The following is a 12,842-nucleotide window of genomic DNA, read 5'->3' on the forward strand; positions in this document are numbered from 1 at the left end:
TCGGTCCTCAGCCGCCGACGGCGGCGCGGCGGATGTCGCGGGCGCGGGTAAGGATGATGTCCTCGAGCTTCTGGACGGTCGCGGCGGTGACCGGCGCATCCACCCAGCTGCCGCCCTGGATGACCTGGCGGCTGGCGGCGACGCGCAGGGCGTCGGCGCGCAGGTCCTGGTCGAGGATGGACACGGTCAGCTTGACGCGCTCGCCGGGCGAAGCGGGGTTGGCGTACCAGTCGGTGACGATCACGCCGCCATTGCTGTCCGCGGTGACCAGCGGCGCGAAGCTCAACGTGTCGATGGCCGCGCGCCACAGGTAGGTGTTGACGCCGATGGCGGTGGTGCGGGACGGCGCCAGCTCCACCGGAATGTCGCGGTTGCGGCTGCAGCCGGCGGTCGCCAGCAGCGTGGCCGACAGGAGGACAACGGCAAGCGATCGGCGCATGGGCAGGTTCCTGCAGAAACAAGAGAAGGACAGGCCTGTCGCTCTAGAGGAGGTGCGTGCCTCACCGCAACCCGTTCCGGGACTCGGGCGCCATGTGGATTCCATGTCACATAGCGGGGCGAAGCGATTCCGGTCGTGGAACATTCAGCTTCGCCATCCTATGTACCGACTGAAAGGAACGGGGCACGCGATGAGTCGCCAGCGCGACAATAAGGGCAACTGGGCCGTGGCGCTTGCCGCCGCGAGCCTGATCCTGCCCGCGTCCGTCGTGATTGCGGCGCCTCAGCGTCAGCAGGCTGCGAAGCGTCCGCCGGCCGTGTCCCTCAGCTTCGAAGGCGGCTTCACGCCGGCCCAGGCCGATCCGCGGCTTGCGGCTGCGCTCGCCAGCCGTCCGGCGCTCGCCAGCGATCTTCGCTTCACGCCAGCCGCCAGCCGCCAGCGCCCGTCGCAGGTGCGCATCGCCATTCGCGCCCGTGCCAGCACGCCGGGTGCGGCGGCGCAGGGTCGCAGCGCGGCTGCGGCTCCGATCGGCGGCACCATGGCGCTGACCCCCGCCAGCTACAATCTCGGCGCCGCCGTGGGGTGGAAGCGTTTCGCCGTTTCGGCCGACGTCAGCCGCGCTCAGGGCGCAACGCCTGCCTTCAAGGAGCGCGAAGGCGCGACCGTCGGGGTCAGCTACAGCCTGAAGCGCTTCACCGGCCGCGTCGCCGCCAGTGCCGACCGTGCGGCCGAGAGCCGTTCGGGCGTGATCGCCGATCCGACCACCTACGCGCTCGACGTCGGCGGTGCCTTCAACATCAGCCGCAACATCGCGGTCACCGGCGGCGTGAAGTACAAGATCGAGCGCGACCAGATCGCCACCTTCCGCGACCAGCGGCGCGACAGCCAGGCGGTCTACGTCGGCACGGCCTTCAAGTTCTAAGCCAGCAGTCGATCCCGGCCCAGCCGGCCCAGTCCAGCCTCATCAGTCGCTCCCCGCGCTCGGCATCCATCCCGCCGAGGGCGATTGCAGGCTTGCCGGCCAACTCCGCCAGCGCGCGTGCGCGATCCTCGCCAAGGCATGGCTCGCCCGGGTGAGAGCGCGTGGCATGGACCGGCGACACGAACACCAGCGCTGCAAGGCTATTCCGGGCAAGACGCGCCTCTCGGGCGTCGTGAACCGACAGGCTGAAGGGCAGGCCTTCGGTGGGCTCGTCCGGATTGTGGATCAGCGCCGCCCCCGTCTCGCGCGCGAGGGAGAGGTCGCGCGAGATGCCGAGCAGGGCGCCGTGCGCGCGCACAAGGCCGGCAATGCGGCGGCGTTCCTCGGCGGGCGACTCATGATGGCGGACAATGACCCCGGCACCGGCGGCCGCGGCCCGCGCGATCGCCGCATCGAGCGCGTCGCCCATCCGTTCGTCGGTCATCAGCCAGGCCGTGGGCCAAGATTGCCTTTGCATCGCCTTTGCCCCTAGCAGGCCGCGATGTCCGATGCAGCCGCCCGCCTCGCCGCCGTCCACGCCACCATCGCCGATGCGGCGCGGGTCGCCCGCCGCAAGCCGGAGGACGTCACCCTCGTTGCCGTCAGCAAGGGACGGCCGGCCGAAGCCATCGAGCAACTGATCGCGGCCGGCCAGCGCGACTTCGGCGAGAACCGGGTGCAGGAGGCCGCCGCCAAATGGCCGAGCCTGCGCGCGCGTTATCCGGACGTCCGCCTCCACATGATCGGCCGGCTGCAGTCCAACAAGGCGGAGGAGGTGGTCGGCCTCTTCGACGTCATCCACTCGCTCGATCGCGCGAGCCTTCGCGATGCACTGGTCAAGGCCGGTTGGAGCGGTCCCACCTACGTGCAGGTCAACGTCGGGGAGGAGGAGCAGAAGGGCGGCGTCTCGATCGGCGAGCTGCCCGCCTTCATCGCCTCGGTGCGGGACATGGGCCTCGACCTCGCCGGCCTGATGGCGATCCCGCCGGCGGACGTCGAAGCCTCCCCCTATTTCGCCCTCTTGGCCAAGCTCGCGCGCCGCCATGACGTCACCGGCCTGTCGATGGGGATGAGCGGCGACTATCGGAGCGCGGTGATGCTGGGGGCGACGGTGGTTCGCGTCGGGACGGCGCTGTTCGAGGACTGACCTCAGTCGAGGTGCCCGCTCTTGGCCTTCTTCACGGCCAGATAATGGGCGTTGTGCGGGTTGGCCGGCAGGTGATGCGGAACGCGCGTGACGTCGATTCCCTCGGCCGCGAGTCCGGCCAGCTTGGCGGGGTTGTTGGTCAGCAGCCGCGCCTTTCCGACACCCAGCTCACGCAGCATGGCGGCGGCAAGGCTGAAGTCGCGCTCGTCGTCCGCAAAGCCGAGGCGGCGATTGGCTTCCACCGTGTCGAGGCCGCGGTCCTGCAGCGCATAGGCGCGGATCTTGTTGGCCAGCCCGATTCCGCGGCCCTCCTGCCGCAGGTAGAGGAGGATCCCCGCGCCATCCGCCTCCATCAGGCGAAGGGCGGCGCGCAGCTGCGGTCCGCAGTCGCACTTGAGGCTGCCGAACACGTCGCCGGTCAGGCACTCGCTGTGCAGCCGAACCAGCGGCGCGTCTCCGCCGGGCGAGCCGACGATCAGCGCGACATGCTCGCTGCCATCCTCCTCGGCGCGCATGGCGACGATCTGCGTGGCGGCATCGAGGCCGTCGACGGGCAGCGCCGCGCGGGCAGCGATAGTCACCCGGCGCGGACGGGCGGCAGATGTCGCCTCGGACGACTCCAGCACGAGCGCAGCCGGTCCCTCGGTCACCCATAATGCCGGCACCAGCCCGGCGCTCCGGGCCAGCGACAGCGCACCGAGCGCCGCCTCGGGATCGTCGACGGCGGCCGCACGCAATGGACCCGCGAGGAGGCGCGCAAAATCCTGCCCGGCATCGGCCAGCCGGCGCACCGTCGCGGCATCGAGCCAGGGGTCGCGCGCAATGGCCACCGGCGTTCCCGCCGATGCGGCGTCACGCTGGTTGGCAAGGCCGAGCGCCGCCGCCCGCGCCCCGCTGATGATGACTCCGGCGCTCTGCTGCGGGTCGGCAATGGCGAGGAAGGCCTCGGTGGCGGTCTCGACGGCGGCAACGGTCAGCGTGCCGACCGTTACCGGACGGCCCGCTCGAAGGGCCGCGATCGCCTCCGCCGCCCTGCTCAAAGGTCGAGCTCGACCACCAGCGGCACGTGATCGGACGGGCGCTCCCAGGCGCGGCAGGGCTCGTGCACCCTGTGCATGGTCGCCTGCGCCGCCACGTTCGGGCTCGCCCACATGTGATCGAGCCGCCGGCCGCGGTCGTTCTTGGTCCAGTCGGGCGAGCGATAGCTCCACCAAGTATAGCAGCGGGCCGGCGCCGGCACGAACTTGCGGCCGAGGTCGACCCAGTCATGCGCCTGCTGCAGCCGTGACAGCGCCTCCACCTCCACCGGCGTGTGACTGACGACGTCGAGCAGCGCCTTGTGGCTCCAAACGTCGCACTCCAGCGGCGCGACGTTGAAGTCGCCGACGATGAGGGTCGGCTCCTTGAGGCCTTCCGACCAGCGCGTCATGCGCTCAATGAAGTCGAGCTTCTGGCCGAACTTGGGATTGAGGTCGCGATCGGGAATGTCGCCGCCCGCCGGGACATAGACATTCTCCAGCCTCAGGCCCTGCGGCAGGCGAACACCGACATGCCGCGCCTCGCCATTGTCCTGCCAGTCGTGACGCCCCGGCTCCTCCAGCGGCACACGGCTGAGGATGGCGACGCCATGGTGCATGCGCTGGCCATGAAGTGCGTGATGCACATAGCCGCGGCTGGTGAAGAGCTCGGCGGGAAAGACCTTGTCCTCGGCCTTGGTTTCCTGGAGGCACAGGATATCGGGCTGCTCCTCGTCAAGGAATCGGCCGACGATCGGCACGCGCGCACGCACCGAGTTGATGTTCCAGCTGGCGATCTTGAGTTTGCTCACCGGCGCCCTCTAGCAAGCGCCCCGGCCCAAACGCAAAGGCCCTCGCTCCGGGGGCATGGAGCGAGGGCCGACCAAGCGTTCGTCACGCGAGGGACCAGCGGTGAGCCCGGTAACAGGGGGAAACCCAAGCTCGTTCCGCGGTCAGATGTCCTACTATATCCTGAAGCCTGAAGCCTTCATGAACAGTAGCACTTTGAAATCCAATCACTTGCGCTTCTTGGGCTCGGCGAAGGTGAAGGCCGCGTCGGGGATCGCGACATTGTAGCGCTGACCGTCCAGCTTGACCGTGGTGCGCTTGTTTTGCGCATCGATGGCCGTCCAGCCCTCCAGCATCAGCCCGCCCGGCGCCGAACCGTTGCGCGAAAAGGCGAGCAGCAGCGTGCCGAACTCCGGCCGGCGTGCGTCACGCGCCCGGACGATCACTACATTCGCGTTCTTCTGCGGCTCGATACGCGCGATCCGGCCCAGGTTGGGCTGCGGCGAGAGCAGCACCGACAGCGGCGACTTGGTGATCGGCCAGGCCGACTTCTGCCCCACCTCATAGTCGACGAACGTCAGGTTACGGCCGTCGCCGACCAGGAGCATGTTCGCCCCGGCGCCGAACTCGAAGCGGATCTTGCCCGGGCGCTTGAGGCTGAGCACGCCCGACTGGCTGCGCCCGCGGCCGTCGGTCTGGGTGAAGCGGGCGGTCATCGAGTTGGTGGCGGCAAGGCTCTGTTCGACCGCGCGCAGCGAATTGGCCGGCTGCGCGATGGCCACGGGCGCCGCAAGCGTCAGGACGGCGGCCGGCGCGAGCAGGCGCGCGGTGATGCGAAGAAGGGACATGGAAGCTCCTGCGTGTCTGATTGACGTCGGCACTAGGCTCGGGGCGTTGAATGCCCTCTGAACCCGGCCGTTCCCTTTCATTCAGGCGCCGAAACGCTCGCCGAGTGCGTGCAGCGCCAGCGCCGCGTCCGCGGCGCCGCCACCCTTGTCGAGCTGTGCCGGGTCCGCGCGGACCAGCGCCTGCGCCTCGTTCTCGACGGTGAGGATGCCATTGCCGATCGCCACACCGGCGAGCGTCAGCTCCATGATGCCGCGGGCGCTCTCGTTGGAGACCACCTCGAAATGGTAGGTCTCGCCCCGGATGATGACGCCAAGCGCCACGAACGCGTCGAAGGCGTCGCTGTCGGCCGCCGCTGCGATCGCGCCCGGTATCTCCAGCGCTCCGGGGACGGTCACCGTCTCGTGGCTGTGGCCGGCCTTCTCGATCGCGGCGCGGGCACCGGCGAGGAGGAGGTCGTTCAGGTGCGCGTAGAAGCGGGCTTCGACGATCAGCACATGCGCCATGGCTCAGCCCTCCTGCCCGATGCAGCGTTCCTCGACGATCGCGAGGCCGTAGCCGCTCAGGCCCACCGGCGAATGGCGCGTGTTCGACAGCAGGATCATGTCGTGGATGCCCAGCGCCGCGAGGATCTGCGCGCCGATGCCGTAGCTGCGGAGCGCCTCGCCTTCCTCCACTTCCTTGCCGACACGCCGGTCGGCGGCGCGGCTGAGCGAACCCGGGCTGGCGGCATGGAGCGCAACGACCACTCCCGATCCCTGCTCCTCGATCATGCGCATGGCGCCGGCGAGCAGCCCGTGCCGTTCCGACGGTTCGCCAAGCACGTCGGCGAACAGGTCGAGGCTGTGCATGCGGACCATGACGGGCTCCTCGGGGTTGAGCGGCCCGAGCACGAGGGCGAGCTGCTCGGCGCCGGTCGCCTTGTCGCGATAGACCTGCGCCTGCCATTCGCGCCGGCCGGGCGAGGTGAAGGGCGTGGCGGCGACCCGCTCGACCAGATGGTCGCGGCGAAGGCGATAGGCGATGAGGTCGCGGATGGTGCCGATCTTCAGGCCGTGCGCGCGCGCGAAATCGATCAGGTCGTCGAGCCGGGCCATGGTCCCGTCCTCGCGCATGATCTCGCAGATGACGCCGGACGGGTTGAGGCCGGCCAGCCGGCTGACGTCCACCGCGGCCTCGGTATGCCCCGCGCGGACCAGCACGCCACCCGGACGCGCCACCAGCGGGAACACATGGCCGGGCGACACCAGGTCGTCGGGACCGTTGGCAGCGTCGATGGCGACGGCGATGGTCCGCGCGCGGTCGGCGGCGCTGATGCCGGTCGACACGCCCGTGCGCGCCTCGATCGACACGGTGAAGGCCGTCTCGTGGCGGGTGCCGTTGGTGCGGGACATGAGCGGAAGGCCGAGCGAGTCGACCCGCTCCTTGGTCATCGCAAGGCAGATGAGCCCGCGGCCGTGACGCGCCATGAAGTTGATCGCGTCCGGAGTTGCCATCTGCGCCGGGATCACCAGATCGCCTTCATTCTCGCGATCGTCATCGTCGACGAGGATGAACATGCGCCCGTTGCGCGCCTCGTCGATGATCGCCTCGGGCCCGACCAGCACCTCGGTCGTGCCGCGCTGGAGCAGCTTTTCCAGCCGCACGAGCGTATCGGCGGTCGGATTCCAGTCGGGGGCGCCCAGCTTGCGAAGGCTGTTCGGGTGAAGGCCGGCGGCCCGGGCGAGCCCGGCGCGACTGACCTCGCCGGTCTCGATGATGGCGCTCAGCCGCTCGATGAGGTTTGTGGACATGCGTGCGCGGTATCACATCACAATGTGATGTGCCAGCCTTGGGAGCCCCTCTGCAATGTGATCAGGAGGCCCGCGCCGCCACCATCCGCTGCAGATAGCGGGCGAGCACGTCGATCTCGACGTTCAGCGATCGCCCGACCTTCAGGTCCGCGAAGGTCGTCTGCTGCGCCGTATGGGGGATGATGTTCACGTCGAAGTGGGTGCGCTCGCCTTCATCGCGGACTTCGTTGACGGTCAGCGACACGCCGTCCAGCGTGACCGATCCTTTCGGCGCCAGCATGGGGCCGAGCGCGGCTGGTACGGCAAGCCCGACGCGCAGGCTGTCGCCCTCGGGACAGAGGCCGATCACCTCGGCAAGCCCGTCGACATGGCCGGTGACGAGATGCCCGCCGAGTTCGTCCCCGAGCCGCAGGGCGCGCTCGAGGTTCAGCCGGGCGCCTTCTTCCCACAGGCCGGGCGCCGTCTTCGACACCGTCTCCGCGCTGAGATCGACCGCGAACCAGTCCTGCCCCTTGTCGACCACCGTCAGGCAGGCGCCGGAACAGGCGATGGACGCGCCTAGGTCTACCCCGGCCATGTCGAAGCCGCAGCCGATGACCAGGCGGAGATCGCCGCGCTGGTCGGCGGAACGGACGGAGCCGATGTCGGTGATGATGCCGGTGAACATGGGCCAGTCTACTCCGCCGAGGGCTCCGGGGAGGAGCGGATGCGCTCGTAGACTTCGAGGCGGTCGATGCCAAGCTGGCGGCCGTCGCGAGCTTCCCAGCGCCCATGCGCGTCGCCGATCGCGTCGAGCCCGATATAGCCGACGCTCTGTCGGCCTTCGCCGATGATGATCGGTGCGCGGTAGAGAAGGATGCGGTCGACCAGATCCGCGGCGAGGAAGGCGGTGGCGGTCACCGATCCGCCTTCGACCAGCAGGTCGTTGACGTCATGAAGCCGAAACACGTCCTGTGGCGCTCTGATCATCTCCCAGCCTTCCACCGCCTCGCCACGGCTGAGCAGGGCGCGACGCGGAGAGCGCTCCTCCAGGCCGGGAAGGCGGACGTCGAGCCGCGGCCGGTCCGCGAGCAGGGTGCCGCGCCCGACGAGGATCATGTCGCTGCGCGCCCGCTCGAGATGGACATGGGCGCGGGCGTCCTCGCCGGTGATCCACTTGGATTCGCCTGACGGCAGCGCGATCTTGCCGTCGATCGACAGGGCGAGCTTGAGCGTGATGCGGGGGCGGCCGAGCGCCTGGCGGGTGAGCCAGCCGGCCATGCTCTCGCGCGCCGCCGCTTCGCCGGTGCCGAGCTCGACGTCGATCCCGGCGGCTCTGATGCGCTGCAATCCTGTGCCCGCGGTCCTCGGATCCGGGTCCTCCATGCCAGCCACCACCCGCGCGATGCCGGCGGCGATGACCAGATCGGTGCAGGTCGGGCCGCGGTGGCTGCGATGGTTGCACGGCTCGAGCGTGGTGACGAGGGTGGCTCCGCGGGCGCGTGTCCCGGCCTCTTCCAGTGCCACCGCTTCGGCGTGGGGACGGCCGCCGGGCGCGGTCGCTCCTTGCCCGACGATCTCGCCGCCCGGCGCCACGATGACGCATCCGACATTCGGGTTGGGAGCCGTGGTGCCGCGGGCGCCGGCGCCGAGCCGCGCCGCCTGCGCCATCAAATCGAACTCATTCCTCGATACCGAAGCTATCAGCAATCTCCTTGAACTGCTCCTGGCGAGCGCGGGCACGTTCTTCCCCTGCCCGCTGGTCCCTCACCTGGTCCGCCTTGATCTCGGCATCGGTGCGATTGGCTGACCAGCTTTCCACGAAGGTGATGGTCGCCGGGGGTGCGGTGTTCACCCTGGAATCCAGGAAGAAGATGACGAGGATGACGATGGTGAAACCGATGCTGAGGAAGGCGGCAATGGTCTGCTCACGGCTCCGCCGCGAGAGAATGGCACGCAGGTCGCGCCAGACCACCTTGGGACTGTGTATCGGGGGTAGCACGGGCATTGGCGGGATGTAGGGGCTCGGGTGGCGCGGAGCAAATGCCGCGCCGCCCGCCCTGGTCATTCTTCCAGTTCGAACCGGAGAGTGACCGTCATGCTGGTCGCGACCGGCCGGCCATCCTCGGTTGCCGGGCGATAGCGCCAGTAGCGAAGGAGATGGCTGCGGGCGGCGGCAAGGAAGGCGGGGTCCACCGTGCCGACCGGATCGACGCTGGTCACTCGCCCCCGCGCATCGATCCCGAGGCGAAGACGAAGCACCGCTTCCTCTTCCGTCCGGCGCTTGGATTCCGGATAGGGCGGACGCACGAGATCGGCCGGCGTCGTCGCCCGAGCCGCGATGCGCACCGGTTCGGGGGTCGGCAGCGGATCGCTGCGGTCCGCCCTGATCGGCGTATCCAGCGCCGGGCCGATGTCAGGCGCGGTGTCGTTGACGTTCGGACCGAGGTCGAAGGTCGGCCCGGGCTGGGGAATGGGGATCACCGGTGGCGTTCGATCGACGAAGCTGTCGGGCGGCGGCGGAAGTTTGGTCTGCGGCTGGACTTCGGGCTTTGGCGGCGGGGGCGTCGGGGGTGGCGGTGGCAGCGGCACGTCGAAAATGTCGATGGGCGGCTTCGGCAGGATCGTGACGACGTCCATCCTGGCCGCGGCCAGCAGGGCGATCGCCACCGCATGGCCGCCGATGATCAGGGCGAGGGCGGAAGGGCTGAGCCGGCGCCGGCTCCTCCGATGGGCGGCGTAAGCGAGCATGGCATTCTCCTCTCCATCCCGAGTCGATAAAGAGGATGTTACATCATCACATATCGAAAGCAACTACTCACATGCTTGTTGCTGTGAAAGCCGCAAGCCCCCCTTTTCTTCTCAGCTTTCGGTTCCGGCGGCCGCGAAGCGGGCGATGCACCGTTCCTTGCCGATGAGCCGCACCAATGGCCCCATTTCGGGTCCGCTCGGCCGCCCGGTCAGCGCAAGTCGAAGCGGGAGGAAGAGCGCCTTGCCCTTGCGGCCGGTCGCCGCCTTCAGCCGGTCGGTGAGCGCGTGCCAGGGGTCGTCCGACCAGTCGATCGGCGCCGCCAGCGGAACCGCCTCGGCGAGGAAGGCGCGATCCTCTGCAGAGAGCGTCGCGCCCGTCATGTCGCCCCGCACGACTTCTTCCCAGTCGCCGACCTCATCGAGGCGTCGAAGGGCCGTTCGCAGGGTTCCCCATGCTTCTGCGTCGACCCAGTCGGGAAGCCGTTCGGCCACCGAGTCGAAGGGCATGGCATGGAGCAGACGGGCGTTGAGGAGCTCCACCTCGCCCATGTCGAAGTGAGCGGGCGCGCGGCCGAAATGCGCGAAGTCGAAGCTGTCGGCGAGAAGCCCGATCGCGTGAACGGGCTCGACCGGCTGACTCGTGCCAAGCCGTGCCAGCAGGCTGAGCAGCGCCATGGGCTCAAACCCGGCGTCCTGCAGCGCCGGCACGCCGGTCGCTCCAAGCCTCTTCGACAGCTTGCCCTCGGCGGCCACCAGCAACGCTTCATGAGCAAGGTGCGGCGGCTCCGCTCCAAGCGCAGCGAACATCTGCAACTGGACCGCGCTGTTGGACACATGGTCCTCGCCGCGGACGATGTGAGTGACGCCGAGGTCGATGTCGTCGATGACGCTCGGCAGCAGGTAGAGCCAGCTTCCGTCGGCACGGCGGATGACTGGGTCGGAGAGGAGCCGAGGATCGAACTTCTGCTCGCCGCGGATAAGGTCGGTCCAGGCGATCGGCGTCTCATGGTCGAGGCGGAAGCGCCAGTGGGGAGTCCGGCCCTCGACCGGTGCATTCTCGCCCTCGGGCCGCTCGTAGACCGGTGGCAGCCCACGCCCGAGCAGGATCTTGCGGCGGAGGTCCAGCTCCTCCGGGGTCTCGTAGCAGGCATAGACCCGCCGGGCGGCGCGAAGTCGCTCGAATTCCCGCTCGTAGAGCGCGAAGCGATCGGACTGGCGAACGCTGCCGTCGGGGGTGAGGCCGAGCCAGTCGAGGTCGGCCCGGATCGCGACCTCGGCTTCGGTGGTGGAGCGCTCGACGTCCGTATCGTCGATCCGCAACAAAAACTTCCCGCCATGCTTTCGGGCGAACAGGAAATTGTGCAGTGCCGTCCGGATGTTGCCGACGTGCAGCCGGCCGGTCGGCGAAGGGGCAAAGCGGGTGACGACCGTCATGAGCCGGTCCGATAGGCGTTGGTGATCGGGTAGCGGCGGTCGCGTCCAAAGTTGCGACCGCCGAGCTTCACGCCGGGCGGAGCCTGACGGCGCTTGTATTCGGCGCGCAGCACGAGCTTCTCCATCTCGGCGACAAGGGCGCGCGGCTCGCCGGTTTCGGCGCAGACCTCGGACACGCTCAACTCCCGGTCGATCAGGCCGTGCAGGATAGGGTCCAGGCGGTCGTAGGGTGGCAGGCTGTCCTCGTCTTTCTGGTCGGCGCGCAGCTCGGCGCTCGGCGGCTTGATGATCACCCGTTCGGGCATGACCGGACCGGCCGGCCCCAGGAAGCCGTCGGGCCGACTGGCGTTGCGCCAGCGGGAGAGGGCGAAGACGGTGGTCTTGTAGGCGTCCTTCAACACTGAATAGCCCCCCGCCATGTCGCCATAGAGGGTGGCGTAGCCGACGCTCATCTCGCTCTTGTTGCCGGTGGTGAGCAGCATCGGCCCAAACTTGTTGGACAGGGCCATGAGCGTGACCATGCGCAGGCGGGCCTGGATATTCTCCTCGGCAAGGTCGGTCTGGCGGCCAGCGAAGGCGTCCTTCAGCATGCCGCCGAGTGCCTCGGTCGCAGGGACGATCGGGATGACGTCATGGCGGATGCCGAGCAACCGGGCGCTCTCGGCGGCGTCCTCGACGCTGCTGCTGCCGGTGTAGACGCTCGGCATCATCACGCCCCATACCTTGTCGGGCCCGAGCGCATCGACGGCAACGGCGGCCGACAGGGCCGAATCGATCCCACCCGACAGGCCGAGGATCACGCCCGGAAAGCCGTTACGCCCCACATAGTCGCGCAAGGCGACGACCATCGCCTGGTAGACGTCCTCCGGATAGGGCGACAATTGGTGCGTCTCGCAGGTGAGGCAGGCCATGCGCCCGTCGGCGCCGCGGCTCCATTGGGTGAGGAGCAACTGCTCTTCCCAGTCGCGCATCTGCACGATCTTGTCACCAGCGGCGTCGAAGATCATCGAGCTGCCGTCGAAGGCAAGCTCGTCCTGCCCCCCGACGCGGTTCAGATAGACCAGCGGAAGTCCGAGCGACGCCGCGCGGCCGCCGAACAGGCGCTGCCGAAGATCGTCCTTGTCGATCTCGTAGGGGCTGCCGTTGGGACTGAGCAGGATTTCGGCCCCCTGCTCGGCGAGATGCCGCGGCACGTCTTCGAGCCAGAGGTCTTCGCAAATGGGAAAGCCGAGCCGGACGCCTTTGAAGTCGAAGGCATCCGGCAGCGGACCCGAGGCGAAGACGCGCTTCTCGTCAAAGGTGCCGTAGTTCGGGAGCTCGCGCTTCAGGGTGACGAACAACTCACGCCCCCCATCAGCGACGATCAGGGCATTGTAGGCCTTGCCCTCGCGCGCCAGGATGGAACCGAAGGCGATGGCCGGTCCTGGCTCCGTGGTCGCCTCGACCAGGCGCGTTGCCGCGGCCCGCGTCTCGTTCAAAAAGGCGGGCTTGAGGACGAGGTCCTCGGGCGGATAGCCGACAAGCTGCAGCTCCGGTACGAGCAGCAGGTCGGCGCCCGCGGCGGCGCGCCGCATCGCCAGGATGGCTTCGGCATTGCCCGCGAGGTCCCCCACTCGCTGGTTCATCTGGGCGAGCGCAATGGTCAGCCGATCGGTCATGGCCGGTCCTGTAGCGGGTGCCGGCCTTT

At 68.9% G+C, this 12,842-nt stretch carries 15 protein-coding genes; 2 read left to right on the plus strand and 13 right to left on the minus strand.

Going from position 1 to position 12,842, the window contains the following annotated elements:
* Nucleotides 1-7 precede the first annotated feature (7 nt).
* Complete coding sequence (locus JOY29_RS09550; protein WP_300973299.1) at nt 8-439, minus strand: DUF3576 domain-containing protein; 432 nt, start codon at nt 437-439, stop codon at nt 8-10.
* Between the two features lie 190 nt (nt 440-629).
* On the opposite strand from JOY29_RS09550, the gene JOY29_RS09555 reads away from it, so the two are divergent.
* On the plus strand, nt 630-1,361 hold the full coding sequence (locus tag JOY29_RS09555) for a hypothetical protein (RefSeq protein ID WP_300973300.1): 732 nt from the start codon (nt 630-632) through the stop codon (nt 1,359-1,361).
* Here the strand turns inward: JOY29_RS09555 and JOY29_RS09560 are convergent.
* Nucleotides 1,351-1,845, minus strand: a complete 495-nt coding sequence (locus tag JOY29_RS09560) for a thiamine phosphate synthase (RefSeq protein ID WP_300973301.1) — start codon at nt 1,843-1,845, stop codon at nt 1,351-1,353. The genes JOY29_RS09555 and JOY29_RS09560 overlap by 11 nt on opposite strands.
* Before the next feature lie 57 nt (nt 1,846-1,902).
* Here JOY29_RS09560 and JOY29_RS09565 point away from each other — a divergent pair, with 57 nt between their 5' ends.
* The gene (locus tag JOY29_RS09565; protein WP_300973302.1) at nt 1,903-2,547 is read left to right on the plus strand and encodes a YggS family pyridoxal phosphate-dependent enzyme; all 645 of its coding nucleotides are present in this window, start codon (nt 1,903-1,905) and stop codon (nt 2,545-2,547) included.
* Nucleotides 2,548-2,549: 2 nt separating this feature from the next.
* On the opposite strand, the gene ribA is transcribed toward JOY29_RS09565, so the two are convergent.
* The 11 genes from ribA to JOY29_RS09620 form a co-directional block, all read right to left on the minus strand.
* On the minus strand, nt 2,550-3,587 hold the full coding sequence (ribA, locus tag JOY29_RS09570; RefSeq protein WP_300973303.1) for a GTP cyclohydrolase II: 1,038 nt from the start codon (nt 3,585-3,587) through the stop codon (nt 2,550-2,552).
* Nucleotides 3,584-4,375 carry an exodeoxyribonuclease III gene (locus tag JOY29_RS09575; RefSeq protein ID WP_300973304.1) on the minus strand — a complete coding sequence of 264 codons (792 nt, stop codon included), beginning with the start codon at nt 4,373-4,375 and terminating at the stop codon, nt 3,584-3,586. The genes ribA and JOY29_RS09575 overlap by 4 nt, the downstream gene beginning before the upstream one ends.
* 204 nt (nt 4,376-4,579) lie before the next feature.
* Nucleotides 4,580-5,200: an outer membrane lipoprotein carrier protein LolA gene (locus JOY29_RS09580; RefSeq protein WP_300973305.1), complete on the minus strand. Its 621-nt coding sequence runs from the start codon at nt 5,198-5,200 to the stop codon at nt 4,580-4,582.
* A gap of 81 nt (nt 5,201-5,281) precedes the next feature.
* Nucleotides 5,282-5,704 (minus strand): 6,7-dimethyl-8-ribityllumazine synthase, encoded by a 423-nt coding sequence (ribH, locus tag JOY29_RS09585; protein ID WP_300973306.1) that lies wholly within the window; start codon nt 5,702-5,704, stop codon nt 5,282-5,284.
* 3 nt (nt 5,705-5,707) lie between these two features.
* Nucleotides 5,708-6,991, minus strand: a complete 1,284-nt coding sequence (gene ribB / locus JOY29_RS09590; protein ID WP_300973307.1) for a 3,4-dihydroxy-2-butanone-4-phosphate synthase — start codon at nt 6,989-6,991, stop codon at nt 5,708-5,710.
* A 61-nt stretch (nt 6,992-7,052) separates the two neighbouring features.
* Entirely contained in the window at nt 7,053-7,658 is a 606-nt protein-coding gene (locus JOY29_RS09595; RefSeq protein WP_300973308.1) for a riboflavin synthase, read from the minus strand.
* A gap of 8 nt (nt 7,659-7,666) precedes the next feature.
* Nucleotides 7,667-8,641, minus strand: a complete 975-nt coding sequence (ribD, locus tag JOY29_RS09600; RefSeq protein ID WP_300973309.1) for a bifunctional diaminohydroxyphosphoribosylaminopyrimidine deaminase/5-amino-6-(5-phosphoribosylamino)uracil reductase RibD — start codon at nt 8,639-8,641, stop codon at nt 7,667-7,669.
* 10 nt (nt 8,642-8,651) lie between these two features.
* Complete coding sequence (locus JOY29_RS09605; RefSeq protein WP_300973310.1) at nt 8,652-8,978, minus strand: hypothetical protein; 327 nt, start codon at nt 8,976-8,978, stop codon at nt 8,652-8,654.
* Between the two features lie 56 nt (nt 8,979-9,034).
* Nucleotides 9,035-9,721 carry an energy transducer TonB gene (locus tag JOY29_RS09610; protein WP_300973311.1) on the minus strand — a complete coding sequence of 229 codons (687 nt, stop codon included), beginning with the start codon at nt 9,719-9,721 and terminating at the stop codon, nt 9,035-9,037.
* Nucleotides 9,722-9,832: 111 nt separating this feature from the next.
* On the minus strand, nt 9,833-11,155 hold the full coding sequence (locus tag JOY29_RS09615; RefSeq protein ID WP_300973312.1) for a glutamate--tRNA ligase: 1,323 nt from the start codon (nt 11,153-11,155) through the stop codon (nt 9,833-9,835).
* Nucleotides 11,152-12,813, minus strand: coding sequence for an NAD+ synthase (locus tag JOY29_RS09620; RefSeq protein ID WP_300973313.1), 1,662 nt, complete (start codon nt 12,811-12,813; stop codon nt 11,152-11,154). Before JOY29_RS09620 ends, JOY29_RS09615 begins: the two co-directional genes overlap by 4 nt.
* Nucleotides 12,814-12,842: the final 29 nt, after the last annotated feature.

The organism is Sphingomonas sp. LHG3406-1 (genome assembly GCF_029637485.1).
GTDB lineage: Bacteria > Pseudomonadota > Alphaproteobacteria > Sphingomonadales > Sphingomonadaceae > Sphingomicrobium.

Coding starts and splice junctions, on each gene's coding strand:
- JOY29_RS09550 (WP_300973299.1), bottom strand. CDS start 439: ATGCGCCGATCGCTTGCCGTTGTCCTCCTGTCGGCCACGCTGCTGGCG.
- JOY29_RS09620 (WP_300973313.1), bottom strand. CDS start 12,813: ATGACCGATCGGCTGACCATTGCGCTCGCCCAGATGAACCAGCGAGTG.
- ribD (WP_300973309.1), bottom strand. CDS start 8,641: ATGGCGCAGGCGGCGCGGCTCGGCGCCGGCGCCCGCGGCACCACGGCT.
- JOY29_RS09555 (WP_300973300.1), top strand. CDS start 630: ATGAGTCGCCAGCGCGACAATAAGGGCAACTGGGCCGTGGCGCTTGCC.
- ribH (WP_300973306.1), bottom strand. CDS start 5,704: ATGGCGCATGTGCTGATCGTCGAAGCCCGCTTCTACGCGCACCTGAAC.
- JOY29_RS09610 (WP_300973311.1), bottom strand. CDS start 9,721: ATGCTCGCTTACGCCGCCCATCGGAGGAGCCGGCGCCGGCTCAGCCCT.
- JOY29_RS09615 (WP_300973312.1), bottom strand. CDS start 11,155: ATGACGGTCGTCACCCGCTTTGCCCCTTCGCCGACCGGCCGGCTGCAC.
- JOY29_RS09565 (WP_300973302.1), top strand. CDS start 1,903: ATGTCCGATGCAGCCGCCCGCCTCGCCGCCGTCCACGCCACCATCGCC.
- JOY29_RS09605 (WP_300973310.1), bottom strand. CDS start 8,978: ATGCCCGTGCTACCCCCGATACACAGTCCCAAGGTGGTCTGGCGCGAC.
- JOY29_RS09595 (WP_300973308.1), bottom strand. CDS start 7,658: ATGTTCACCGGCATCATCACCGACATCGGCTCCGTCCGTTCCGCCGAC.
- ribB (WP_300973307.1), bottom strand. CDS start 6,991: ATGTCCACAAACCTCATCGAGCGGCTGAGCGCCATCATCGAGACCGGC.
- JOY29_RS09580 (WP_300973305.1), bottom strand. CDS start 5,200: ATGTCCCTTCTTCGCATCACCGCGCGCCTGCTCGCGCCGGCCGCCGTC.
- JOY29_RS09560 (WP_300973301.1), bottom strand. CDS start 1,845: ATGACCGACGAACGGATGGGCGACGCGCTCGATGCGGCGATCGCGCGG.